The 23,222-nt window shown below is 61.0% G+C and carries 24 protein-coding genes; 18 read left to right on the top strand and 6 right to left on the bottom strand.

All coding sequences use genetic code 11. The annotated features are described in order from the left end of the window. Nucleotides 1-54 precede the first annotated feature (54 nt). The 6 genes from secY to rplQ all read left to right on the top strand — a co-directional run bounded on the left by secY (nucleotide 55) and on the right by rplQ (nucleotide 4,694). Nucleotides 55-1,395 carry a preprotein translocase subunit SecY gene (secY, locus tag HNR59_RS10915; RefSeq protein ID WP_183829804.1) on the top strand — a complete coding sequence of 447 codons (1,341 nt, stop codon included), beginning with the start codon at nucleotides 55-57 and terminating at the stop codon, nucleotides 1,393-1,395. Beyond that, complete coding sequence (locus HNR59_RS10920; protein ID WP_183829807.1) at nucleotides 1,392-1,982, top strand: adenylate kinase; 591 nt, start codon at nucleotides 1,392-1,394, stop codon at nucleotides 1,980-1,982. Before secY ends, HNR59_RS10920 begins: the two co-directional genes overlap by 4 nt. Before the next feature lie 189 nt (nucleotides 1,983-2,171). Further along, entirely contained in the window at nucleotides 2,172-2,540 is a 369-nt protein-coding gene (gene rpsM, locus HNR59_RS10925; RefSeq protein WP_035032425.1) for a 30S ribosomal protein S13, read from the top strand. Nucleotides 2,541-2,660: 120 nt separating this feature from the next. Next, nucleotides 2,661-3,050, top strand: a complete 390-nt coding sequence (gene rpsK / locus HNR59_RS10930; RefSeq protein WP_018427863.1) for a 30S ribosomal protein S11 — start codon at nucleotides 2,661-2,663, stop codon at nucleotides 3,048-3,050. Between the two features lie 98 nt (nucleotides 3,051-3,148). Further along, complete coding sequence (locus HNR59_RS10935) at nucleotides 3,149-4,159, top strand: DNA-directed RNA polymerase subunit alpha (protein ID WP_183829810.1); 1,011 nt, start codon at nucleotides 3,149-3,151, stop codon at nucleotides 4,157-4,159. Between the two features lie 106 nt (nucleotides 4,160-4,265). Beyond that, nucleotides 4,266-4,694 carry a 50S ribosomal protein L17 gene (gene rplQ, locus HNR59_RS10940; protein ID WP_183829813.1) on the top strand — a complete coding sequence of 143 codons (429 nt, stop codon included), beginning with the start codon at nucleotides 4,266-4,268 and terminating at the stop codon, nucleotides 4,692-4,694. Between the two features lie 80 nt (nucleotides 4,695-4,774). Here the strand turns inward: rplQ and msrQ are convergent, their stop codons facing one another. Both msrQ and msrP read right to left on the bottom strand, forming a co-directional pair. Then, nucleotides 4,775-5,416 carry a protein-methionine-sulfoxide reductase heme-binding subunit MsrQ gene (msrQ, locus tag HNR59_RS10945; protein WP_183829816.1) on the bottom strand — a complete coding sequence of 214 codons (642 nt, stop codon included), beginning with the start codon at nucleotides 5,414-5,416 and terminating at the stop codon, nucleotides 4,775-4,777. Further along, complete coding sequence (gene msrP, locus HNR59_RS10950; protein WP_183829819.1) at nucleotides 5,416-6,357, bottom strand: protein-methionine-sulfoxide reductase catalytic subunit MsrP; 942 nt, start codon at nucleotides 6,355-6,357, stop codon at nucleotides 5,416-5,418. Before msrP ends, msrQ begins: the two co-directional genes overlap by 1 nt. 291 nt (nucleotides 6,358-6,648) lie before the next feature. Between msrP and HNR59_RS10955 the strand changes: the two genes are divergently transcribed. The 5 genes from HNR59_RS10955 (at nucleotide 6,649) to HNR59_RS10975 (ending at nucleotide 13,951) form a co-directional block, all read left to right on the top strand. Further along, on the top strand, nucleotides 6,649-8,133 hold the full coding sequence (locus HNR59_RS10955; protein WP_183829822.1) for a DegQ family serine endoprotease: 1,485 nt from the start codon (nucleotides 6,649-6,651) through the stop codon (nucleotides 8,131-8,133). Between the two features lie 10 nt (nucleotides 8,134-8,143). After that, the gene (locus HNR59_RS10960) at nucleotides 8,144-9,469 is read left to right on the top strand and encodes a replication-associated recombination protein A (RefSeq protein ID WP_183829825.1); all 1,326 of its coding nucleotides are present in this window, start codon (nucleotides 8,144-8,146) and stop codon (nucleotides 9,467-9,469) included. A 542-nt stretch (nucleotides 9,470-10,011) separates the two neighbouring features. Beyond that, on the top strand, nucleotides 10,012-10,995 hold the full coding sequence (locus HNR59_RS10965) for an RluA family pseudouridine synthase (RefSeq protein ID WP_183829828.1): 984 nt from the start codon (nucleotides 10,012-10,014) through the stop codon (nucleotides 10,993-10,995). Between the two features lie 32 nt (nucleotides 10,996-11,027). After that, nucleotides 11,028-11,816: an ATP12 family chaperone protein gene (locus HNR59_RS10970; RefSeq protein ID WP_183831534.1), complete on the top strand. Its 789-nt coding sequence runs from the start codon at nucleotides 11,028-11,030 to the stop codon at nucleotides 11,814-11,816. Between the two features lie 245 nt (nucleotides 11,817-12,061). Beyond that, nucleotides 12,062-13,951 (top strand): MFS transporter, encoded by a 1,890-nt coding sequence (locus tag HNR59_RS10975; RefSeq protein ID WP_183829831.1) that lies wholly within the window; start codon nucleotides 12,062-12,064, stop codon nucleotides 13,949-13,951. A gap of 84 nt (nucleotides 13,952-14,035) precedes the next feature. Here HNR59_RS10975 and HNR59_RS10980 read toward each other — a convergent pair whose 3' ends face one another. The 3 genes from HNR59_RS10980 to HNR59_RS10990 form a co-directional block, all read right to left on the bottom strand. After that, entirely contained in the window at nucleotides 14,036-14,413 is a 378-nt protein-coding gene (locus HNR59_RS10980) for an MliC family protein (RefSeq protein ID WP_183829834.1), read from the bottom strand. A gap of 115 nt (nucleotides 14,414-14,528) precedes the next feature. Then, entirely contained in the window at nucleotides 14,529-14,732 is a 204-nt protein-coding gene (locus tag HNR59_RS10985) for an osmotically-inducible lipoprotein B (RefSeq protein WP_183829837.1), read from the bottom strand. 70 nt (nucleotides 14,733-14,802) lie between these two features. Then, nucleotides 14,803-15,432 (bottom strand): MarC family protein, encoded by a 630-nt coding sequence (locus HNR59_RS10990; protein ID WP_183829840.1) that lies wholly within the window; start codon nucleotides 15,430-15,432, stop codon nucleotides 14,803-14,805. Between the two features lie 241 nt (nucleotides 15,433-15,673). Here HNR59_RS10990 and gyrA point away from each other — a divergent pair, with 241 nt between their 5' ends. Then, entirely contained in the window at nucleotides 15,674-18,520 is a 2,847-nt protein-coding gene (gene gyrA / locus HNR59_RS10995) for a DNA gyrase subunit A (protein WP_183829843.1), read from the top strand. A gap of 43 nt (nucleotides 18,521-18,563) precedes the next feature. Here the strand turns inward: gyrA and HNR59_RS11000 are convergent, their stop codons facing one another. Further along, the gene (locus tag HNR59_RS11000) at nucleotides 18,564-18,809 is read right to left on the bottom strand and encodes a hypothetical protein (RefSeq protein WP_183831617.1); all 246 of its coding nucleotides are present in this window, start codon (nucleotides 18,807-18,809) and stop codon (nucleotides 18,564-18,566) included. Between the two features lie 91 nt (nucleotides 18,810-18,900). On the opposite strand from HNR59_RS11000, the gene coaD reads away from it, so the two are divergent. From coaD to tgt, 6 genes are read left to right on the top strand one after another with little or no spacing between them, the layout of a single operon-like run. After that, a complete protein-coding gene (gene coaD / locus HNR59_RS11005; protein WP_183829846.1) occupies nucleotides 18,901-19,401 on the top strand; it encodes a pantetheine-phosphate adenylyltransferase in 501 nt (166 codons plus the stop codon). A gap of 16 nt (nucleotides 19,402-19,417) precedes the next feature. Then, the gene (locus HNR59_RS11010) at nucleotides 19,418-19,999 is read left to right on the top strand and encodes a peptidylprolyl isomerase (protein ID WP_183829849.1); all 582 of its coding nucleotides are present in this window, start codon (nucleotides 19,418-19,420) and stop codon (nucleotides 19,997-19,999) included. 25 nt (nucleotides 20,000-20,024) lie between these two features. Further along, nucleotides 20,025-20,540, top strand: coding sequence for a peptidylprolyl isomerase (locus HNR59_RS11015; protein WP_183829852.1), 516 nt, complete (start codon nucleotides 20,025-20,027; stop codon nucleotides 20,538-20,540). Nucleotides 20,541-20,559: 19 nt separating this feature from the next. Next, nucleotides 20,560-21,009, top strand: coding sequence for a DMT family transporter (locus HNR59_RS11020; protein ID WP_183829855.1), 450 nt, complete (start codon nucleotides 20,560-20,562; stop codon nucleotides 21,007-21,009). After that, the gene (gene queA, locus HNR59_RS11025; RefSeq protein WP_183829858.1) at nucleotides 21,009-22,085 is read left to right on the top strand and encodes a tRNA preQ1(34) S-adenosylmethionine ribosyltransferase-isomerase QueA; all 1,077 of its coding nucleotides are present in this window, start codon (nucleotides 21,009-21,011) and stop codon (nucleotides 22,083-22,085) included. Before HNR59_RS11020 ends, queA begins: the two co-directional genes overlap by 1 nt. After that, on the top strand, nucleotides 22,082-23,212 hold the full coding sequence (tgt, locus tag HNR59_RS11030) for a tRNA guanosine(34) transglycosylase Tgt (protein WP_183829861.1): 1,131 nt from the start codon (nucleotides 22,082-22,084) through the stop codon (nucleotides 23,210-23,212). The genes queA and tgt overlap by 4 nt, the downstream gene beginning before the upstream one ends. The last annotated feature ends 10 nt before the right edge of the window (nucleotides 23,213-23,222 follow it).

The raw sequence follows: 23,222 nt of genomic DNA on the forward strand, positions 1-23,222 counted from the left end.
GGTGATACGCGCCGCCCGAAGCGGGCCCCCGCGTCATCCTGCGGAGAATTTTGCATGGCTTCGGCTGCTGAACAACTGGCATCCAATCTCAATTTTGCGGCCTTCGCCAAGGCCGAAGATCTCAAGAAGCGCATCTGGTTTACGCTCGGTGCGCTCTTTGTGTATCGTCTGGGCACCTATATTCCGCTGCCCGGAATCAACCCCGACGCTTTTGCGCAGGCTTTCCAGCAGCAGAGCGGCGGCGTTCTTGGCATGTTCAACATGTTTGCCGGCGGTGCAGTCGAGCGCATGGCGATCTTCGCGCTGGGCATCATGCCCTACATTTCCGCGTCGATCATCATGCAGCTGATGACGTCCGTCGTTCCCACGCTCGAAGCCCTCAAGAAGGAAGGCGAGCAGGGGCGCAAGATCATCAATCAGTACACCCGTTACGGCACTGTTCTGCTGGCACTGGTTCAGTCCTATGGCATCGCCGTCGGACTTCAGGGCGGCAACAACATCGTTTCGAATCCGGGGCTGTTCTTCCAGATTTCAACCGTCATCACCCTGACGGGCGGCACCATGTTCCTGATGTGGCTGGGTGAGCAGATTACCGCGCGCGGCATCGGCAACGGTATTTCGCTCATCATCTTCGCCGGTATCGTGGCGGGTATGCCTGCAGCGATCAGCGGTACGCTGGAACTGAGCCGGACCGGCGCATTGTCCACCGGGCTGGTGCTTGCCATCATGGTTCTGGCTGTGGCGGTTATCGCCATCATCGTGTTCGTCGAGCGCGCCCAGCGCCGGCTGCTGATCCAGTATCCGAAGCGTCAGGTCGGTAACCGCATGTTCCAGGGCGACACGTCGCATCTGCCGCTGAAGCTCAACACCGCAGGCGTCATCCCGCCGATCTTTGCGTCGTCGCTGCTGCTGCTGCCGGCAACGCTCGCCGGATTCTCCAATACACAGAACCTGCCTTCATGGGCGTCGACCATTCTGACGGCGCTCGGTCACGGTCAGCCCATCTACATGTTCCTGTATGGCGCGATGATCGTGTTCTTCGCCTTTTTCTATACGGCTATCGTCTTCAATCCCAAGGAAACGGCTGACCAGCTGAAGAAGCATTCGGGCTTCATTCCCGGCTATCGTCCCGGCGAGCGGACTGCTGAGTACATTGACTATGTGCTCACCCGCATCACCGTGATCGGGGCCATCTATCTGGTCGCCATCTGCCTTATGCCGGAATATCTGATTGCGGCGACGGGCGTTCCTTTCTACCTCGGCGGCACCTCGCTTCTCATCGTGGTCAGCGTGACGCTTGATACTGTGGCTCAGGTTCAGGGGCACCTGATCGCTCATCAGTACGAGGGACTGATCAAGAAGTCGAAGCTGCGTGGAGGTAAGAGGGGAAGATGAGGCTTATACTGCTGGGCCCGCCGGGGGCGGGCAAGGGGACCCAAGCACAGAGGCTGGTCAGCAAATACGGCATTCCGCAGCTGTCCACCGGCGACATGCTCCGTGCTGCCGTCGCTGCCCAGACGCCGGTTGGCCAGAAGGCCAAGGCGGTCATGGATGCCGGCGAACTGGTTTCGGATGCGATCGTGAATGCGATCGTTGCCGAGCGCATAGACCAGCCGGATTGCGCCAGAGGTTTCATCCTCGATGGCTATCCGCGTACGCTCGCACAGGCCGATGCGGTAGAGACGATGCTGAAGGAGCGCGGCCAGAAGCTTGATTCGGTGATTGAGCTGGTGGTTGATGATGGTGCCCTGGTGGGCCGTATCGTCAGGCGCGCCGAAGAAGCAAAGGCCGCCGGACAGCCGGTGCGCAAGGACGATAATCCGGAAGTGTTCGAGGAACGCCTGCGGGAATATTACAAGAAGACCGCTCCTCTGATCGGTTACTACCACGCCAAGGGCATGCTCAGGGGCGTCGATGGCATGGCGTCCATGGACGAGGTAACCGCGCAGATCGAGGCGTTGCTGCCCGAGACAGTCGGTTAACTATTAAGACTTTCACTTGACGTAAGCCGTCATGTGAAGTATGGCGACCCCTCATTCCCACAAGGCGTGAGGTGTGCGTGCCTTTTTGGCATGTTCGCTTGTTTGACTACCCCGCAGGGGCCGGCCTCCACCGGACGCGGGTAAATGCAACAGTGCCGGCTCAGCCCGGCCCACATGGAGAACTGGAAGATGGCTCGTATAGCCGGTGTAAATATTCCGACCAACAAGCGCGTCGTTATCGCGCTCCAGTACATTCACGGCATTGGCAAGAAGTTCGCTCAGGAAATCGTCGACAAGGTCGGCATTCCGGCTGAGCGCCGCGTGAACCAGCTCACCGACGCCGAAGTTCTGGCGATCCGCGAGACGATCGACCGCGACTATCAGGTTGAAGGCGATCTGCGCCGCGAAGTTTCGATGAACATCAAGCGCCTGATGGATCTGGGTTGCTACCGTGGCCTGCGTCATCGCCGTTCGCTGCCGGTTCGCGGCCAGCGCACGCACACCAATGCGCGCACCCGCAAGGGTCCTGCCAAGGCAATCGCCGGCAAGAAGAAGTAATTTTTGGAATGTGCGGGGCAGGGTGGCATCGGTTGATGCTGTCCTGCGCCATACCCGCATCGCTTCAAAGGTGTAGCCGCTGGCATTACGGCGGTGCAGAGATCAACTGAAAGGACAAAAATGGCCAAGGAAGCCGCACGCGTTCGTCGTCGCGAACGTAAAAATATTTCGTCGGGTGTCGCTCACGTCAACTCGACCTTCAACAACACCATGATCACCATCTCCGACGCCCAGGGCAACGCGATTGCCTGGTCGTCGGCTGGCGCCCAGGGCTTCAAGGGGTCGCGCAAGTCGACCCCGTTCGCTGCCCAGATGGCTGCCGAAGATGCCGCCAAGAAGGCGCAGGAACATGGCATGCGTACGCTGGAAGTCGAGGTTTGCGGTCCGGGTTCGGGTCGTGAGTCGGCTCTTCGCGCGCTTCAGGCTGCCGGTTTCACCATCACCTCGATCCGTGATGTGACGCCGATTCCGCACAATGGCTGCCGCCCGCGCAAGAAGCGTCGCGTCTGACTTTTCTCTCTCTGCTTGAGCGCCCTTTGGGCGCTTTTGCGGTTTTCCAGATCGCCCACCACGATTGGATGGTGGTGGGGTAGCGGAAGGAATACAATATGATCCAGAAAAACTGGCAGGAACTGATCAAGCCGAACAAGGTCGAGTTCTCGTCAAAGAGCAAGACGGTGACCACGCTGGTTGCCGAGCCTCTGGAGCGCGGTTTCGGTCTCACGCTGGGCAATGCCCTGCGCCGGGTGCTGCTGTCGTCGCTGCGCGGCGCAGCCGTCACTGCCGTGCAGATCGACGGCGTTCTTCACGAGTTCTCGTCGATTGCCGGTGTTCGCGAAGATGTCACCGACATCGTCCTGAACATCAAGGAAATCGCCATCAAGATGGAAGGCGAAGGCCCCAAGCGCATGGTTGTGCGCAAGCAGGGTCCGGGCACCGTCACCGCCGGCGACATCCAGACTGTCGGCGACGTCGAGATTCTGAACCCCGACCACGTGATCTGTACGCTGGACGAGGGGGCGGAAATCCGCATGGAGTTCACGGTCGACACCGGCAAGGGCTATGTTCCTGCCGAGCGCAACCGGGCCGAGGACGCCCCGATCGGTCTCATCCCGGTCGACAGCCTCTACTCCCCGGTCAAGAAGGTCTCCTACAAGGTCGAGAACACCCGCCACGGCGAGGAACTCGACAAGGACAAGCTCACCATGACCATCGAAACCGATGGTTCGGTGACCGGCGAGGACGCAGTGGCATTCGCTGCCCGCATCCTGCAGGACCAGCTTGCCCTGTTCGTCAACTTCGAGGAGCCGCAGAAGGAAGCCGCCGCCGAGCAGGTGACGGAACTCGCCTTCAACCCGGCGCTTCTGAAGAAGGTGGACGAGCTGGAGCTTTCGGTCCGTTCGGCCAACTGCCTGAAGAACGACAACATCGTCTACATCGGCGACCTGATCCAGAAGACCGAGGCGGAAATGCTCCGCACTCCGAATTTTGGTCGCAAGTCGCTGAACGAGATCAAGGAAGTTCTGGCTTCCATGGGTCTGCACCTCGGTATGGAGGTTCAGGACTGGCCGCCGGAGAACATCGAAGATCTCGCCAAGCGGTACGAAGACCAGTACTGAGCCTGAATAGAGCATGGTACCGAGGACCGGATATTCCGGTCCGACGGCCATGCGGAAAACCATCGGAGGCCGTGGCCTCCTGAACAGCTAAAGAAGGAAAAGAGCCATGCGCCACGGTTTCAAAGGCCGTCGTTTCTCCCGCAGTGCAAGCCATCGCAAGTCGATGCTCGCGAACCTTTCTGTTTCGCTCCTTGAGCACGAGCAGATCGTCACCACGCTGCCGAAGGCGAAGGACCTGCGTCCGATCGTCGAGAAGCTGGTCACCCTCGGCAAGCGCGGCGACCTGCATGCCCGCCGTCAGGTGATCGCTCAGATCGGCAACGAAGACGTGGTGAAGCGTCTGTTCGACACCATCGCTCCGCGCTACGCCAACCGCAACGGCGGCTATCTGCGCATCATGAAGGCCGGCTTCCGCCGCGGCGACAACGCTCCGCTGGCCGTGATCGAGTTCGTCGAGCGCGACACCTCGGCCAAGGGCGCTGCCGACCGCGCCCGCCTGGAAGCCGAAGCTGCTGCCGAGACCGATGCAGCCTGATTTTCAGGTGCATCTGAATAATTGAAAAAGGCCGGGAGAGCGATCTCCCGGCCTTTTTGTATTTCAGAGGCTGCTCCGTTTCATGCCGGCTTTTCAGGTGGGCGCCGGCGGCGTTTGCGAGCGTTGAAATAGGGGCGCAGTGGTCTCCACGCCAGCAGCAGCGCGATGATTGCGATGTAAATCCATTGCTGCGGCCCAACGATCTTTACCGACATCGCGTAGTGCAGCGCTCCGGCAGCCGCCGCGACATAAACCAGCCGGTGCAATTTGCCCCAGCGTGAGCCCAGCTTGCGGATCGACCAGTTGTTGGAGGTGAGCGCCAGCGGCACGAGCATCAGCAGGCCCGCCATGCCGATGGTTATGAAGGGACGCCGGGTAATATCCTCGACGATCGCCGCGACATTCAGGAACTGATCGAGCACCATGTAGGTCGTGAAGTGCATCAGCACATACCAGAACGCCAGCAAACCGAGCGCGCGCCTGTAGCGCAACAGGTTGATGCCAGACAGGTCGCGCAACGGCGTGACTGCCAGCGTGGCGATGAGGAAACGCAGCGCCCACAAGCCCAGAAGGTGCTCGAATTCCTTGACGGGATTTCCCGGCAACCGGCCTGTGGCGCCTAGCCAGAAGCCCCATGCCGCCGGAAGGAGGCCGAGCAGGTAGAGCATCCATATCGATGCCTTGCGCAGGCGCGGCGACAACGCTGCCGGAAATCCGGCCATCAGAAATTGGCTTCCAGATCCATGCCGGCATAGAGATCGGCAACATCTGCGCCATAACCATTGAAGGGCAGGGTGGGGCGCCGGTTCGCTCCGAAGAAGCCGCTTTCTCCGATGCGGATTTCGCTGGCCTGGCTCCAGCGCGGGTGATCGACCGCCGGGTTGACGTTGGCGAAGAAGCCATATTCATGCGGCGCCAGAATATTCCAGCTGGTCGGCGGCTGCTTGTCGGTCAGCGTGATGCGCACGATCGACTTGATGCCCTTGAAGCCATATTTCCACGGCACGACAAGGCGCACGGGCGCGCCGTTCTGACTGGGCAATGTCTTGCCGTAGAGGCCGAGCGCCAGAATCGTCAGCGGATGGCGTGCCTCGTCGAGCCGCAGGCCTTCGACATAGGGCCAGTCGATAGACTGGAAATAACCGCTCTGGCCGGGCATCTGGTCCGGCCGCACCACCGTCTCGAAAGCCACATATCTGGCCGAACCGAGCGGCTCGACCTTGTCGAGAAGGGCCGACAGGGGAAATCCCGTCCATGGGATGACCATGGACCATGCTTCCACGCAGCGCATGCGATAGATGCGTTCCTCAAGCGGGAAGGCCAGAAGATCGTCCACCCCGAATTCGCGCGGCTTTGCCACCATTCCGTCGACGCTGATGGTCCACGGAGTCGGCTCGAATTTACCCGATCTGGATTTCGGATCGCCTTTCCCGAGGCCGAACTCATAGAAGTTGTTGTAGGAGGTGATGTCATCTTCCGACGTCAGCTTCTCGTCGGTCGACAAAGCGCTCTCACTCGCCTTGAGCGGTTTTGCCGTGGCGGGCAAGGTTGCACCGAAGGCGAGCAGTCCGGCGGCACCGGCAAGGAAGCGCCGCCGATCCAGAAATGCGGCTTCCGGCGTGATTTCCCTGTTTGTGATCCGGGGGGAGGAATAGGCAGGCATTGGCGTTGCCTCGCTGGCGTTGTCCTTGTCACGATTTCAACTATATAACGCCCGCATGGCATGGTTTCGACCGTGACGACGGCTTCTGCCGGCCACATTTTCGTGTATGCGCGGGTGGTGCCTGTCCGCTGGTCTAATGAAACGGAAAGTGCCGGACGGTCGGGGAATTGCCGGGTTTCGGGAAATCTTTTCCAGATGCCTTGAAGGGGGCGGGAATTCAGGCTTATCAGGCCTTTCATTCAGCACAATCATCACCACAATAAGCAGTGATATTGCCCGGAGGATTCGTCCATGGTCGCCAAGCGCTTCAGCCTAGCTTTCATAGGCGCTCTGTCTTTGCTTCTCGCCGCACCTTCCGTGCCTTACGCGATTTCGCAGGAAAAGAAGGAGTCTCCCGGGCTCTCGGAAGTCCTGACCGATCTTCTGCAGGGATCGGGCGGCAGCGAGAACAGCGGTCCCGACCGCCGGGTGCCTTTCGGCCGCGATGAAGTGCAGCTGTCCTACGCGCCGCTGGTCCGGCAGACCGCGCCGGCCGTGGTCAATGTTTATGCCTCGCAGACCGCGCGCGTGCGCTCGCCCTTCGATGGCGATCCCTTCTTCGAGCAGTTCTTCGGCCGCTCCATGCCGCGCTCGCAGTCCTCGCTCGGCTCCGGCGTTCTCGTCGATGAAGCCGGCTTCATCGTCACCAATTTCCATGTGATCAAGGATGCGGACGAGGTGAAGGTGGCCATGTCCGATGGCCGCGAGTTTTCGAGCAAGGTGCTGCTCAAGGATGAGTCGCTCGATCTCGCCGTCTTGAAGATCGATTCCGACAAGCCGTTTCCGGTGATCGCGATCGGCGATTCCGACGCGTTGCAGGTCGGCGATCTCGTGCTTGCCATCGGCAATCCTTTCGGCGTCGGCCAGACGACGACCTCCGGCATCGTGTCCGCGCTTGCGCGCAGCCACATCGGCATTTCCGATTCCGGCTTCTTCATCCAGACCGATGCGGCCATCAATCCGGGTAACTCCGGTGGCGGCCTGATCAACATGGGCGGCCAGCTCGTGGGCATCAACACGGCGATCTACAGCCGTAGCGGCGGATCGATCGGCATCGGCTTCGCCATTCCCTCCAACATGGTGCGCGCTTTCGTGGAGGCGGCTAAGGCCGGCCGCGATTTCTTCGAGCGTCCCTATATCGGCGCGACTTTCGAGGCGGTCACCCCCCAGATCGCGGAATCGCTCGGAATGGAAACGCCGCACGGTGCTCTGGTTTCCGCGGTCGAGGCCGGGGGACCCTCGGAAGTGGCCGGGCTTCGGCCGGGCGACGTGGTGCTGAGCTTCAACGGCGCCCGCATCGAAGGTGTCGATGCGCTCGGCTACCGTCTGGCAACGCAGCCGATCGGTACGCAATCGCAACTCGGCGTCCTGAGCAAGGGTGAGGAAAAGACGGTCGACATCGCCTTGCAGCGTGCGCCGGAAGGTGCGTCGGTGGCACAGGTGCAGTTGCGCGGTCGCAGCCCCTTCGCCGGCGCGAAGGTGGCGGAACTGTCGCCGCGGCTCGCCCAGCGTCTGGGCATGAACGCGGATACCAAGGGCGTCGCTGTCGTCGAGGTCGATCGCAATTCGCCGGCCGGCGATTTCGGCCTCAGGCCGGGCGACATCGTGCGCGAGGTTAACGGCCAGACTATCGACAGCGCGCGCAAGCTGTCCGACGCATCGCAGCAGAACGCGCGCTGGTGGCGGTTTACCATCGAGCGCAACGGCCAGCTCATGCGTCAGGTGCTGCGGTACTGAGACGGCGCTGATGGCTGACCTGTTCGGTTCCGCAACGCCCGAGGCAACCCCGCCCGGCCAGCCGCTGGCTGACCGTTTGCGGCCGAAAACGCTGGCCGAGGTTGTGGGGCAGGAGCATCTGACCGGGCCGGACGGTGCATTGTCGCGCATGATCCGCTCAGGCTCGCTGGGCTCCATGATCTTCTGGGGACCTCCGGGAACGGGCAAGACCACGGTCGCCCGCCTGCTGGCAGGCGAGACAAGCCTCGCCTTCGAGCAGATTTCAGCGATCTTCACCGGCGTTGCCGATCTCAAGAAAGTGTTCGAGGCGGCGCGCCTGCGCCGTGCCAACGGCCGCCAGACCCTGCTCTTCGTCGACGAGATTCATCGCTTCAACCGCGCCCAGCAGGACAGCTTTCTGCCCGTGATGGAGGACGGCACCGTCATTCTCGTCGGCGCGACGACGGAAAATCCGTCCTTCGAGCTGAATGCGGCGCTGCTTTCGCGTGCCCGCGTGCTGACCTTCCGTTCGCTGGACGAGGACAGCATCGCAAAGCTGCTTTCGCGTGCCGAGGAGACCGAAGGCAAGCCGTTGCCGCTGGATGAGGAGGCGAGGGCGGCGCTGATCCGCATGGCGGACGGCGACGGGCGCGCATCGCTCACCCTTTCCGAGGAAGTGTGGCGGGCGGCGGGACCGGGCGAGGTGTTCGACGCGGAAACCCTGCTGAACGTGGTGCAGCGGCGCGCGCCGATCTATGACAAGGGGCAGGACGGGCATTACAACCTGATCTCGGCCCTGCACAAGTCCGTGCGCGGTTCAGACCCGGACGCGGCGCTCTATTATCTGGCCCGCATGTTCGATGCCGGCGAGGACCCGCTGTTTCTGGGACGCCGGCTGGTGCGCATGGCCGTGGAGGACATCGGGCTCGCCGACCCGCAGGCGCTGGTGGTCTGCAACGCCGCCAAGGATGCCTATGATTTTCTGGGCTCGCCGGAGGGCGAACTGGCGCTGGCGCAGGCCTGCGTCTATCTCGCCACCGCCCCGAAATCGAATGCGGTCTACACCGCCTACAAGGCATCGATGCGTGCCGCGAAGGAGTTCGGTTCCCTGCTGCCGCCAAGGCACATCCTGAATGCGCCGACAAAGCTGATGAAGGAAGAAAGCTACGGCGCCGGCTATCGCTACGACCACGATGAGCCGGACGCTTTTTCAGGGCAGGACTATTTCCCGGAAAAGATGGGCCGCAAGACGTTTTACGATCCGCCCGAACGCGGTTTCGAGCGCGAGATCAGGAAACGCCTTGAATACTGGGCGAAGCTGCGCAAGGAACGCGGCAAATCAGGAAACTCAGATTAGATAAAACGAAAGAATTGCTGGCATATAGATTCTGCATGAGCAAGGTGAAGGCCGCATCCAGACCGTTAAAAAATCCAGTCGACCTTATTGCGAGGAAGACCGGGGACTGGTGGCAAGATGAGCGACGCAAATGGTGCGCTTATTGTGGACGGCAGATGCGGATGCGTAAGGGGCCAAGTCCGGCCCTAACCGGCGCCACGCGCGATCATATTTTACCACGCGCTCATGATGGCGGTTTTGTAACTGTTCCCAGTTGTCGTGAATGCAATCAGGCAAAGGGCCAACTTAGTTTGCCTGAATTCCTTACCTCAGTTTTCTTTGCCAAGGCCAGATCTGTAAAGCGGCCTACCCAATGGCCGCTACGAGACTTGTGGCTTGCCTTGGCAATGGAAGCTGTAATGCAGGCTCGCCATCATAGCGCAACGTGGCCGGTCGCGAAAGAAACCTCCCAATTGTCCAAAGATCGTTGATCCATCTTCCCAAGCGGCTCGCAAAAGCTGGCGCTTGGTGCTATCTGGCGGCCGGGATCAATGGACAGGCTCATGGCAGGCGTAGAACAGATAACGGTTGAGGCCGGCGAGGCCGGCATGCGGCTCGACCGCTGGTTCAAGGCTCACTATCCGGGGCTGGGTTTCGGACATCTGCAGAAACTGCTGCGCTCCGGGCAGGTTCGGGTCAATGGCGGCCGCGCCAAGGCCGATACGCGCGTCGAGCCGGGCCATGTCATCCGCATTCCGCCGCTTGAGGTGGACCGCAAGGCCAGCGAGCACATGACCGGCCATTCCATCCGCAATCAGGATGACGGAGATGTTCTGGCCCGCATGCTGCTGCATGAAGACCCGAAGGTCTATGTCTTCAACAAGCCGGCCGGCCTTGCCGTGCAGGGCGGTTCGGGCGTGACCCGCAATGTCGACGACATGCTGGAAGCACTGCGCAACAAGAAGGGCGAGAAGCCGCGCCTCGTCCATCGACTCGACCGCGACACGTCCGGCGTGCTCGTGGTGGCGCGCACGCGGTTGGCGGCGATGAAGCTTTCGGAATCGTTCCGTCATCGCGAGACGAAGAAGACTTATTGGGCACTGGTGAAGGGCGTTCCGCCGAAGCGCGAGGACAAGATCTCCACGTGGCTGATCAAGGAGCAGACGCCGGATGGCGACCGTATGCGGGTGGCCAAACATGGCGAGAAGGGCTCCGACCATGCCGTGTCCTTCTACCGTGTCGTCGAGCAGGCGGCGCAGTCGCTCTCATGGCTGGAAATGGAGCCCTATACGGGCCGCACTCACCAGCTGCGTGTGCATGCGGCCCATATCGGCTGCCCGATCATCGGCGATCCGAAATATTTCGAAGCTGACACCAACTGGGATTTCCCCGGTGGAATGCAGAACCGCCTGCACCTCCATGCTCGCCGCATCGTGATTCCCCATCCCGACGGCGGCCGGATCGATGTGACCGCGCCCATGCCGCAACATATGCGCCAGAGCTGGAATTTGCTCGGCTTTGACGAGCAGAATGCCGAGGACGAGTAATGGGTTCACCGGATAAGGGCGGGAAGCCGGATATGCGAGATGTGCTGAAAGACGTTGAAAACAGCATTCAGCTGTCGGATCCCGATCCGGTCAAACGCGCCCAGATCCAGATGCGCACCCCTTTGCCGAAGCGGTTCTACAAGCAGGCCGCCGTTGTGCAGGATGGAGACCGCTTTGCCGTTCATCTCGATGGCAAACCTGTGCGCACGCCCGGCAAGAACCTGCTCGCATTGCCGACCGAGGCGGCGGCGAAGCTGGTGGCGCAGGAATTCGAAGAGCAGACCGAAGTCATCGATCCGATGAAGATGCCGGTCCTGAGGCTGGTCAACACGGCGATTGATGGCGTGGCCACCGATCCGCAGGCGGTGCTGGAGGATATTCTGCGCTTCGCCTCGACGGACATGCTTTGCTATCGCGCGGAAGGCCCGGAAAGCCTTGTCGAAAGACAGAACACACACTGGGATCCGGTTCTCGACTGGGTTCAGACGGGCGTGGGCGCGCGTTTCAATCTTGCCGAAGGCGTCATGCATGTCGAGCAGCCGCGCGAGTCGATTGCGGTGCTGGGCGTATGGCTGGCGCGCCGCAATGATCCCTTTCGGCTGGCCGGCCTGCATGTCATGACATCGCTGACCGGTTCGGCCTTGCTGGCACTGGCGGTTGAAGCCAGTGAGATCGAATCGGAAGCCGCCTGGCTGGCAGCCCATGTCGACGAAGACTGGCAGATCGCCCAGTGGGGGCAGGATGCCGAGGCCGTGGCGCGACGCGCACAGCGGCATCATGATTTCGTCGCCGCAGTAAAGCTGCTCGACAGTCTCGGCTGATCGAGCAGCGGAAAACTTTTTCGCGACAGGAACTTGCCGCCACAGCATGACGCGGCGCGCGAAACCGGCCAGGCATCGCTTTGCCGGCTATATTAGACCAAAGTCATAATCCGAAAGCACTGGTGCCGTTTGCCACGGCTTTCTGTCACTTTTTTGCATATGGCGCACGGCTGAAGTCGGCGCCTTTTTGCCTCTTACCGGCGACAGGAGGGTCGCCAGGGAGGCAGCAAAGAGGAGGACCCCCAATGGCAATGGCATCAACCGCCGGCGGTTCGAGCCGCGGCATGACCCGGGAGGAGAAGAAGGTCATTTTTGCCTCTTCTCTCGGCACCGTCTTCGAATGGTACGATTTCTATCTTTACGGGTCTCTGGCCGTGTTCATCGGCTCTACCTTCTTCAGCCCGGCTATCCCTGAAGCAACCCGCAACATTTTCGCTCTGCTCGCTTTCGCTGCCGGCTTTCTCGTGCGCCCATTCGGCGCGCTGGTGTTCGGCCGCCTCGGTGATCTCGTCGGCCGCAAATACACCTTCCTCGTCACCATGATCATCATGGGGCTTTCGACGTTTCTGGTCGGCATCCTGCCGGGATATGCGAGCTGGGGCATGGCCGCGCCGATCATCCTGATCGTTCTGCGCATGCTTCAGGGCCTTGCGCTGGGCGGCGAATATGGTGGTGCCGCCACCTATGTCGCCGAGCACGCGCCCGACGACCGGCGCGGCTTCTACACTTCGTGGATCCAGACCACGGCAACGCTCGGTCTCTTCCTGTCGCTGATCGTGATCCTGCTGGTGCAGGCCTCGCTGAGCGCCGAGAGCTATGCCGCATGGGGCTGGCGCATTCCGTTCATCGTCTCCTTCCTGCTGCTGGGCGTGTCCATATGGATCCGGCTGTCGCTTTCGGAATCACCGACTTTCAAGCGCATGAAGGCTGAGGGCAAGACCTCCAAGGCGCCGCTCTCTGAGGCTTTCGGCCAGTGGAAAAACGCCAAGATCGCGCTGCTGGCGCTGCTGGGTCTCACCGCCGGGCAGGCCGTGGTCTGGTACAACGGCCAGTTCTACGCGCTGTTCTTCCTCACCAATGTGCTGAAGGTCGATGCGTGGTCGGTGAACATCATGATCGCGATTGCGCTCGCGGTTGGTTCGATCTTCTTCGTTGTGTTCGGCTGGCTTTCCGACAAGATCGGCCGCAAGCCGATCATCATGGCGGGCTTCGTGCTGGCGATCCTCACCACCTTCCCGCTGTTCAAGGCACTGACATGGGCGGCGAACCCGACGCTCGCGGCCGCTCAGCAGAACATGCGTGCAACCGTGACCGCCGCGCCGGGCGACTGCCGGTTCCAGTTCAATCCGGTTGGCACGGCCAAGTTCACCACATCCTGCGACATCGCCACATCGTTCCTCACCCGCAACTCGGTGCCGTATGACGTGGTGGCGACAGCCGCGCCGGGCACGGCAGCCACCGTTACGATCGGTGATGAAACGGTCGGGTCGTTCGATGCCATTGCCGCCGGCGCCGATGCCAAGGCAAAGGAAACGGCCTTCCAGAAGGGCGTCAACATCGCGCTGCAGGATGGCGGTTATCCGCTGCGGCGTGCAGCCAGCGTGGTGGCCGACCAGAAACTGGATGCCTTCGTCGCAGCCAATCCTGAACTTAATCTGGATGCGGCGGCCGTGCGCAATGGTGACAAGAAGACCATTCCGGTCGCGCAGGCCATCACCGACAAGGTGATCACTGCGGAGGAAGCTGCCGGCGCCACCGAGATAACGGCCTACAGCATTCCTAACTCGGGTGCGTTCACCATGTACGCCGACCCCGACAAGGTGAACTGGCCGCTGACGATCGGCATCCTGTTCATCCTCGTCCTTTATGTGACGATGGTTTACGGGCCGATCGCCGCGATTCTGGTCGAAATGTTCCCGACCCGCATCCGCTACACCGGCATGTCGTTGCCCTATCACATCGGCAATGGCTGGTTCGGTGGCCTGTTGCCGGCAACCGTGTTTGCACTGAGTGCCTATAAGGGCGATATCTACTTCGGCCTCTGGTACCCGGTGGCGATTGCGGCGATGTCGCTGATCGTCGGCCTGCTATTCGTCAAGGACACGCTGGGAACCAACCTGTCCGCCAACGACTGATCAGCTTGCCTCCAAAAATGAAACCGCCCCGTTTTGCGACGGGGCGGTTTTTTTCCGGGTAAAAATGCCTGCGATGCTTTTCTGCTATTCGGAAGCCGAAGTGCATTCGAGAACGGGTTTTGCGTCTTCACCGGCAGTCAGGTCGCGCAATGTGGCGTCGTCGCCCTTTGACCACCATTCATACTGGCCTGCTGCGTAGCGGGCTCCCGAAGCGGCTATCACCGAGGCAAAGACGGTTGATTTTCCCTCGACCGGCAGGATGGCGAGGAAGTTCGGATCCGCATTCACATAGCTGACCGAAAGGGTCTCGCCTCCGCATGTGTAGGTAACAGTATTCATGCTCGCTTCACCGGAGGCTTCGAGCGGAAGCGTGATGTGGGGCTGGGCCTGCTGGGCGTGTGCAGGCGCGGAGACCACACAGGCGGCAAGCCCGGCAGCGGCGATGAGGGGAAGATGATGCATGGCTGGCTCCTGCTCGTGATGCAATGCAGGCAAGTTCAACATCGCGTGGAAATCAGGGTCAAGCAGAAGGAACCGATTTTACCGATCGCGCGACTTACGTTTGGGCAGCCCTGTATCAGTTGCTGCTGGCGATGACGGCTCCAAGTGCCGCGCCGCCAAGCCCGCCGACAACGGCTCCGCCGGTTCCGCCGACTGCGGCGCCTGCAAGTGCGCCCGAACCCGCACCGATGGCAGCGCCGCTGGCTGTGCGCATGGCCTGCGAGGAGCCGCACCCTGACAGCGACGCAACGGCGATGGCGATGATCAGAAACCTGCTCATGACGATTCTCCGGAAAGGATGATTTTCCGAAACTCGGGAATGAGGGTTAAGATTTGATTGAGCCGGCCTGTCAGCCGGCGATGAGGGCTTTCACGCCATCCGCCACGAATTGCACGGCCAGCGCCGCCAGAATGACGCCCAGCAGGCGCGTGAGGATCGAGCGTCCGGTTTCGCCCAGAATGCGGTCGATGCGCTCAGCCAGAAGAAACACCAGATAGGTGACGGCAAGGCACAGGAAGATGATGCCGACAAGCGCTGCCTGTCCGGCAAAGCCCTGAAACGAGCCCGACAGAAGCACGGTGGCGGAAATTGCGCCGGGGCCGGCGATCAGGGGAATGGCGAGCGGGAAGGCGGCTATATTGTGGATGTGATCGCGGGTTATGGCAACGTCCGAAATCTTTTCCTTGCGGTCGTTGCGCTTCTCGAAAACCATTTCGAAGGCAATGAAGAAAAGCAGGAATCCGCCGGCGACGCGGAATGCCGCCAGCGTGATGCCGAAGACGGAGAGGATGGAAGAGCCCGCGACTGCGAAAAGCGCCAGCAGGGCAAAGCCGATCACGCTGGCACGCACTGACACCTGCTTGCGCTGGGCGCGGTTCATGTTGCTCGTTACAGCCAGGAATATCGGCGCCAGTCCGGGCGGATCTATCGTTACAAGCAGTGTAACGAACGCATTGAAAAGGCTGTCGAAATTCGGCATTGGCACATGTCCCCTGTCGTTTCAGGCTAACGCAACGCGGCCGCTGGCGCCAGTGGCGGGGCGGCGTATTCGGGCGGATGGTTCCGCGCGTGCAGGCAACCGGTTTGCCGATTTTCTCTAAAAACCCATATCCATTTGAAATAACGTGGAAAATCAGTTCTGGAAAAGATCGCTGACTGTTGGAGAATTGAGGGTCGATCCTATATAAGGGAAGAATGATTCCCAGAATGTGTGACCTGATTTGACCGACAAAGATACACCGCGCGGTGCCGACGGCGATCCGACTGGCATCGAACCGATTTCCATCGTCGAGGAGATGCAGCGCTCCTATCTCGATTACGCCATGAGCGTGATCGTCAGCCGCGCTCTGCCTGACGTTCGCGACGGCCTCAAGCCCGTCCATCGCCGTATCCTCTACGCGTCCCATGAAAGCGGCTACCACTGGAACCGCAAATATGTGAAGTCGGCCCGCCCGGTGGCCGACGTGATGGGTAAATACCATCCGCATGGCGATGCCTCGATCTACGACGCCCTTGTGCGCATGGCACAGGACTGGTCGATGAGCGTGCCGCTGATCGACGGGCAGGGCAATTTCGGCTCCATCGACGGCGATCCGCCGGCTGCCATGCGCTATACCGAAGCGCGCCTTGCGAAGGTCGCTCACGAGCTTCTGGAGGATATCGACAAGGACACTGTCGATTTTCAGGATACCTATGACGCCTCCGGTCAGGAACCGCGCGTCATTCCGGCTCGTTTCCCGAACCTGCTGGTCAATGGCTCGGGCGGTATCGCGGTCGGCATGGCCACGAACATTCCGCCGCACAATCTGGCCGAGGTCTGTAACGGCGCCATCGCCGTCATCGACAATCCCGCCATCGATCTGACGGACCTGATGGAGATCATTCCCGGTCCGGATTTCCCAACGGGAGGCATCGTCCTTGGCCGTTCGGGCATCTACAATGCCTATTCGACCGGCCGCGGGTCCATCGTGATGCGCGGCAAGGTCGATATCGAGCCCATGCGCGGTGATCGCGAAGCCATCGTCATCACCGAGGTTCCCTATCAGGTGAACAAGGCCTCGATGATCGAGAAGATGGCCGAACTGGTGCGCGACAAGCGCATTGAGGGCATCTCCGATATTCGCGACGAGAGCGACCGTCAGGGGTATCGCGTGGTGGTCGAGCTGAAGCGCGACGCCAATGCCGAGGTGATCCTCAACCAGCTCTATCGTTATACGCCTCTGCAAACCTCGTTTGGCGCCAATGTTGTGGCTCTGAATGGCGGCAAGCCGGAGGTCATGACGCTCATCGACATGCTGAAGGCCTTCGCTACGTTCCGCGAGGAGGTGATCAGCCGCCGCACGAAATATCTGCTGCGCAAGGCGCGCGACCGGGCCCATGTGCTGGTCGGTCTGGCGATTGCCGTTGCCAATATCGATGAAGTCATCAAGCTGATTCGTCATGCACCCGATCCGCAGACAGCTCGTGAGCAGCTGATGGAGCGCCGCTGGCCGGCGGCGGATGTGGAATCGCTGATCCATCTGATCGACGATCCGCGCCACCGCATCAACGAGGACGGCACCTACAACCTCTCCGAGGAACAGGCGCGCGCCATTCTCGAACTGCGGCTGCAGCGCCTCACCGCGCTTGGACGTGACGAGATCGCCGACGAGCTGAACACCATCGGTGAGGAAATCCGCGACTATCTGGACATTCTGTCCTCGCGCGCCCGTATCCAGCAGATCGTCAAGGATGAGCTGATCGCCGTTCGTGACGAGTTCGGCGTTCCGCGCCGGACGGAGCTTGCCGATGGCGGCGCCGATATGGATGACGAGGACCTCATCCAGCGTGAGGATATGGTCGTTACCGTCAGCCATTCCGGATACATCAAGCGCGTTCCGCTGTCGCTTTACCGGGCGCAGCGTCGCGGCGGCAAGGGCCGCTCCGGGATGTCGACAAAGGACGAGGATTTCGTCACCCGGCTGTTCGTGGCCAACACGCACACGCCGGTGCTTTTCTTCTCGTCACGCGGCATCGTCTACAAGGAAAAGGTGTGGCGACTACCCATCGGCAGCCCGCAATCGCGCGGCAAGGCGCTCATCAACATGCTGCCGTTGCAGCAGGGCGAGCGCATCACCACCATCATGCCGCTGCCCGAGGATGAGGCAAGCTGGGGTGAACTGGATGTGATGTTCGCCACTACCCGTGGCACCGTGCGCCGCAACAAGCTGTCCGACTTTGTTGACGTCAAGCGCAATGGCAAGATCGCCATGAAGCTGGATGAAGGCGACGAAATTCTGGGGGTCGAGACCTGCACCGAGAATGACGACGTGCTGGTGACGGTTGCGTCGGGACAGTGCATCCGCTTCTCCGTCTCGGATGTGCGCGTCTTTGCCGGCCGCAATTCGGTCGGCGTGCGCGGCATATCGATGGCGGAAGGCGATCGCGCCATTTCCATGACGATCATCGAACATGTCGATGCAAGCCCGGCCGAGCGCGCCGCCTATCTCAAGCGTGCTGCCGTCGAGCGGCGTCTGTTGTCCGGCAATGGTGACGACGAGGAAATTGCGCTCACCAACGAGGAAGTTGGCGAGGATGCGCAGATAGATGACGAGCGCTATGAATTCCTGAAGGCGCACGAACAGTTCGTGCTCACCGTCACGGAGTTCGGCTATGGCAAGCGCTCTTCATCTTACGATTTCCGGCTGACCAATCGTGGCGGCAAGGGCATTCGTGCCACCGACGTCTCGAAGGTCGATGAAATCGGCCGGCTTGTCGCGACATTCCCTGTGGGTAATGACGACCAGATCATGCTGGTTTCCGATGGCGGTACGGTGATCCGCGTCCCCGTCCACGGCATTCGCTTCGCCAGCCGTGCCACCAAGGGCGTTACCATCTTCAATACCGCCGAAGGCGAGAAGGTGGTTTCCGTCGAGCGGATTTCCGAACCCGGATCTGACGAGGACGAAAACGGCGACGCCGAAACTGATGCCGTCAATGGCGGCGAAGGTTCTGACGCAGCCGGCGATATTCCTGCTACTTCCGAAGGACCGGAAATTTCTGAAGGCGGTGAGCCGCAGGCGGAATGATCCGCAGCGACTCATGTCGGTTCAGCACAACTCCTGCGCTTCCCTACATCTGGTAGGGATTGCGCGGGCGCAGCGGAAAGCCGGCAGAGCGGCGTTGTGAGCGGTTGCGTTCCGCTTCCTGATGCAGTCCGAAAACTGTGGCTATCAGCATCGCGATAGTCATGGCGGCTGCGAGCATGTAAATAATCATGATCGTGTCTCCTGTAACCTCAACGCGTGACTGTGATTTTGGTTTCATGCTGATTGTTCTGCTTAAGTTCGGCGATTCGCCTTGAACGGCTTCTGACATGCCTGTTCATTCTGCATTCATGTGCGCCAAACCCATTTGAGGAAGCCAATGCGTTGCGTTCGGCTCCGGCTGTCTCTAGAAGCAATCTGCCATGACTGAACGTATCGCCATCTATGCCGGTTCCTTCGACCCGCTCACCAACGGCCATCTGGACGTGCTGAAAGCGTCGCTTGCGATTGCCGATAAGGTTTATGCCGCCATAGGCATTCATCCGGGCAAGAAGCCGCTGTTCTCATTCGAAGAACGCGTCGATCTGATCAGCTCGGTTGCACGCCATGAACTGGGCAGCGACAGCGAGCGCATTTCCGTCGTTTCGTTCGATGGGCTTGTGGTGGAGGCGGCGCGCCGTCTGGGGGCCTCGATCATGATTCGCGGGCTGCGCGACGGCACGGATCTCGATTACGAGATGCAGATGGCCGGCATGAACGAAGTCATGGCGCCTGATCTTCAGACCATCTTTCTGCCGGCAAGTCCTTCGGTGCGAACCATTACCGCCACACTCGTGCGGCAGATCGCTGCCATGGGCGGTAATATCGAGCCGTTCGTGCCCGCTGCGGTCGTCTCACCTCTGATCGCCAAATTCGCGAAATAGCTGGAGATATTCCATCATGCTCAAGAAGCTCGCGGCCTTTGCCATCGTGGTTGGCGGCCTTGCCGTCGCCGCGCTCCCGGTCACGGCCGCCGAACCTGAAGACACTCTTGTCCTGACACTCAAGGATGGCGATGTCACCATCGGGCTGCGCCCGGACCTCGCGCCAAAGCATGTCGAGCAGATCCGGAAGCTGGTGCGCGACGGCGCGTATGACAATGTGGCCTTCCACCGGGTCATTGACGGTTTCATGGCCCAGACCGGCGATGTGCAATACGGCGACATGGAAGACGGCTTCAATCCGGGTGCCGTCGGCACGGGTGGCTCCGATCTTCCGGACCTGCCGGCGGAGTTCTCGAACGAGAAGTTCGAGCGTGGCGTGGTCGGAATGGCCCGCGCGCAGAACCCGAACTCTGCGAATTCCCAGTTCTTCATCATGTTTGCACCGGCTCCGTCGCTGAACGGCGACTATACCGTTGTCGGCAAGGTCGAGAGCGGCATGGACCTGGTGGACAAGATCAAGAAGGGCTCAAACGCGCAGAATGGTGCGGTGGCCAGTCCCGATCGCATCGTCAAAGCCCGCATAGCGGCCGACAACTGATCATTTTAAAAGAGGAATTCTGAACATGGCTGAGATCAAGGACCGCGAAAACGCGCTCATCATGGAAACCACGCAGGGACAGGTGGTGATTGAACTGTTCCCCGATCTGGCCCCCGGCCATGTCGGGCGCATCAAGGAACTGGCCCGCGAAGGCGCTTATGATGGCGTTGTTTTCCACCGCGTCATCGATGGCTTCATGGCCCAGACCGGCGACGTGAAGTTCGGCAAGACGGACTCGAAGGATTTCAACCCGGGCCGCGCCGGCATGGGTGGTTCGGACAAGCCGGACCTGAAGGCCGAATTCTCCAACACCAATCACGGTCGCGGCACCTGCTCCATGGCCCGCGCCCAGAATCCGAATTCCGCCAACTCGCAGTTCTTCATCTGCTTTGAGGACGCTTCCTTCCTCAACCGGCAGTACACGGTCTGGGGTCAGGTGATCGAAGGCATGGAGAACGTCGACAAGATCAAGCGCGGTGAGCCGGTGCAGAACCCCGACAAGATCGTCTCGCTGAAGGTCGCGGCCGACGTCGCAGCCTGAAGCTGAAGGGACCATGGAGATGGCAGCTGTATTGTGGGCACTGCTGGGCGTGATGGCTGGCGCTTTCGTCGCCATTCAGGCGCCCATCAATGCTGAACTGGCGCGCGGGCTTGGCTCGCCGCTGGCTGCTGCTGCCATCTCCTTTCTTGCCGGGGCCATCGTGCTTGGTGTGGTGACTTTCATCGTGACCCGCACGCAGGGCACCTCTATTACCTGGCGCGAGCCGCAGGCGTGGCTGTTCGTGGCGGGCGGTTTGCTCGGCACCGTCTATGTCACGACGAGCATTCTCCTTATTCCGCGCATCGGTGCCGCAGCGCTGATCGCCTTTCTGATTACCGGACAGCTCATTGCAGGAATGGTCATCGACCGCGTTGGATTTCTGGGCGTTGCCGTGCGCGAAATATCGCTCGGACGGCTGGCCGGCGCGGGGCTCCTGATCGTCGGAGCGGTGATGGTCCGCTATCTCTGATGCGTGTCGATCTTTTCGATTTCGATCTTCCTGAAGAGCACATTGCGTTGCGCCCGGCCGAGCCTCGCGACTCCGCAAGGCTGCTGAAAGTCCGCTCCGGCGAACCTTTTGAAGATCTCTCCGTGCGCGATCTGCCCTCGTTGCTGCAGCCGGGCGACGTGCTGGTGTTCAACGACACCAGAGTTATCCCCGCACAGCTGAAGGGCATGCGCCGGCGCGGCGAAGCAACGGCGCTGGTTGACGCGACGCTGCATATGCGCGTCGGCCCCGACCGGTGGCTGGCTTTCATGCGGCCCGGCAAACGGGTAGCCGAAGGCGACCGAATTCATTTCGGCCACGACGGCTCATCCTGTTTCCTCGGTCAGCTTGATGCCACTGTTGTTGAAAAGCGGGAAGGCGGCGAAGTGCTGCTGTCTTTCGATGTGTCGGGTCCCTTCCTCGACGAGGCGCTGCATGCGGTCGGACACATTCCGCTTCCGCCTTACATCGCCTCGAAGCGCGCGGATGACGAGCGCGACCGTCTCGACTACCAGACCATCTATGCCAGGGAAGAAGGCGCGGTCGCCGCTCCCACCGCCGGCCTGCATTTCACGCCGGAGCTGTTTGCGGCACTCGATGACATGGGCGTGGAACGCCGCTTCGTGACGCTTCATGTCGGGGCCGGCACCTTCCTGCCAGTCAAGGCGGACGATACAGACCAGCACAGGATGCACGCCGAAAGCGGCGTCGTATCCGCTGAAACTGCCGCTGCCCTCAATGCCGCCCGCGAGCGTGGAAGCCGCATCGTTGCGGTCGGGACGACTTCGTTGCGTCTTCTGGAAAGTGCGGCGGCGGAAGATGGCTCCCTGAAGGAATGGTCCGGGGCCACGGATATTTTCATCACGCCCGGATACCGCTTCCGCACCGCAGACATGCTGATGACGAATTTCCATCTGCCGCGCTCCACGCTGTTCATGCTGGTTTCGGCCTTTGCCGGAATGGAAACGATGCGGGCCGCTTACGAACATGCGATTTCGACCGGCTATCGCTTCTATTCCTATGGCGATTCCAGCCTTCTTTTCAGGCAGCAGACATGACGGAAAATTTTTCCTTTCGCGTGCTCGCGAGTGATGGCAAAGCGCGGCGAGGCGAGGTTGTGATGCCGCGCGGCACGGTGCGCACTCCGGCTTTCATGCCTGTAGGCACCGGCGGAACCGTCAAGGCCATGTATATGGATCAGGTGCGCGGCACAGGCGCCGACATCATCCTTGGCAACACCTACCACCTCATGCTGCGGCCGGGCGCGGAGCGGGTGGCCCGGCTTGGTGGCCTGCATGAACTGGCGCGGTGGCCGTGGCCCATTCTCACCGATTCCGGCGGCTTTCAGGTCATGTCCCTGTCGAAGCTGCGCAAGCTGACCGAGCATGGCGTCACCTTCCGCTCGCACATCGACGGCGCACCCTATGAGATGACGCCCGAGCGCTCGATCGAAATACAGGGGCTGCTCGATTCCGACATTCAGATGCAGCTCGACGAATGCACGGCGCTGCCGGCCGAACATGCCGAGATCGAGCGCGCCATGGAGCTGTCGCTGCGCTGGGCGGAGCGCTGCAAGACGGCATTCGGCGACCAGCCGGGCAAGGCCATGTTCGGCATAGTGCAGGGCGGCGACAATCCGGAACTGCGGGTGCGGTCTGCACAGGCGCTGAAGGCGATGGACCTGAAAGGCTACGCGGTTGGCGGTCTTGCCGTGGGCGAGCCGCAGGCAGTGATGCTGGACATGCTTGAGATCACCTGTCCGGAACTTCCCATCGACAAGCCGCGCTACCTGATGGGCGTGGGTACGCCCGACGACATACTGAAATCAGTGGCACGCGGCATCGACATGTTCGACTGCGTGATGCCGACGCGGGCAGGGCGGCATGGGCTGGCTTACACGCGTCGCGGCAAGGTCAATCTGCGCAATGCCCGCCATGCCGACGATCACCGTCCGCTGGACGAGGAAAGCGATTGCCCCGCCGCGCGCGACTATTCCCGGGCCTATCTCCATCATCTCGTGCGTTCGCAGGAAGCGCTGGGGGCGATGCTGCTGACCTGGAACAACCTCGCCTACTACCAGCGCCTGATGCAGGATATTCGCGACGCCATCGAGGCCGGACAGTTCGTCGAGCGTGCCGCCGCAATTTCGGAAGGTTGGGCGAGGGGCGACATCCCGGCCCTGTAAGCCTTTCGCC

Origin of the sequence: Aquamicrobium lusatiense (genome assembly GCF_014201615.1) — a bacterium.
GTDB lineage: Bacteria > Pseudomonadota > Alphaproteobacteria > Rhizobiales > Rhizobiaceae > Mesorhizobium > Mesorhizobium lusatiense.

Coding starts and splice junctions, on each gene's coding strand:
- secY (WP_183829804.1), top strand. CDS start 55: ATGGCTTCGGCTGCTGAACAACTGGCATCCAATCTCAATTTTGCGGCC.
- HNR59_RS10920 (WP_183829807.1), top strand. CDS start 1,392: ATGAGGCTTATACTGCTGGGCCCGCCGGGGGCGGGCAAGGGGACCCAA.
- rpsM (WP_035032425.1), top strand. CDS start 2,172: ATGGCTCGTATAGCCGGTGTAAATATTCCGACCAACAAGCGCGTCGTT.
- rpsK (WP_018427863.1), top strand. CDS start 2,661: ATGGCCAAGGAAGCCGCACGCGTTCGTCGTCGCGAACGTAAAAATATT.
- HNR59_RS10935 (WP_183829810.1), top strand. CDS start 3,149: ATGATCCAGAAAAACTGGCAGGAACTGATCAAGCCGAACAAGGTCGAG.
- rplQ (WP_183829813.1), top strand. CDS start 4,266: ATGCGCCACGGTTTCAAAGGCCGTCGTTTCTCCCGCAGTGCAAGCCAT.
- msrQ (WP_183829816.1), bottom strand. CDS start 5,416: ATGGCCGGATTTCCGGCAGCGTTGTCGCCGCGCCTGCGCAAGGCATCG.
- msrP (WP_183829819.1), bottom strand. CDS start 6,357: ATGCCTGCCTATTCCTCCCCCCGGATCACAAACAGGGAAATCACGCCG.
- HNR59_RS10955 (WP_183829822.1), top strand. CDS start 6,649: ATGGTCGCCAAGCGCTTCAGCCTAGCTTTCATAGGCGCTCTGTCTTTG.
- HNR59_RS10960 (WP_183829825.1), top strand. CDS start 8,144: ATGGCTGACCTGTTCGGTTCCGCAACGCCCGAGGCAACCCCGCCCGGC.
- HNR59_RS10965 (WP_183829828.1), top strand. CDS start 10,012: ATGGCAGGCGTAGAACAGATAACGGTTGAGGCCGGCGAGGCCGGCATG.
- HNR59_RS10970 (WP_183831534.1), top strand. CDS start 11,028: ATGCGAGATGTGCTGAAAGACGTTGAAAACAGCATTCAGCTGTCGGAT.
- HNR59_RS10975 (WP_183829831.1), top strand. CDS start 12,062: ATGGCAATGGCATCAACCGCCGGCGGTTCGAGCCGCGGCATGACCCGG.
- HNR59_RS10980 (WP_183829834.1), bottom strand. CDS start 14,413: ATGCATCATCTTCCCCTCATCGCCGCTGCCGGGCTTGCCGCCTGTGTG.
- HNR59_RS10985 (WP_183829837.1), bottom strand. CDS start 14,732: ATGAGCAGGTTTCTGATCATCGCCATCGCCGTTGCGTCGCTGTCAGGG.
- HNR59_RS10990 (WP_183829840.1), bottom strand. CDS start 15,432: ATGCCGAATTTCGACAGCCTTTTCAATGCGTTCGTTACACTGCTTGTA.
- HNR59_RS11000 (WP_183831617.1), bottom strand. CDS start 18,809: ATGTCAGAAGCCGTTCAAGGCGAATCGCCGAACTTAAGCAGAACAATC.
- coaD (WP_183829846.1), top strand. CDS start 18,901: ATGACTGAACGTATCGCCATCTATGCCGGTTCCTTCGACCCGCTCACC.
- HNR59_RS11010 (WP_183829849.1), top strand. CDS start 19,418: ATGCTCAAGAAGCTCGCGGCCTTTGCCATCGTGGTTGGCGGCCTTGCC.
- HNR59_RS11015 (WP_183829852.1), top strand. CDS start 20,025: ATGGCTGAGATCAAGGACCGCGAAAACGCGCTCATCATGGAAACCACG.
- HNR59_RS11020 (WP_183829855.1), top strand. CDS start 20,560: ATGGCAGCTGTATTGTGGGCACTGCTGGGCGTGATGGCTGGCGCTTTC.
- queA (WP_183829858.1), top strand. CDS start 21,009: ATGCGTGTCGATCTTTTCGATTTCGATCTTCCTGAAGAGCACATTGCG.
- tgt (WP_183829861.1), top strand. CDS start 22,082: ATGACGGAAAATTTTTCCTTTCGCGTGCTCGCGAGTGATGGCAAAGCG.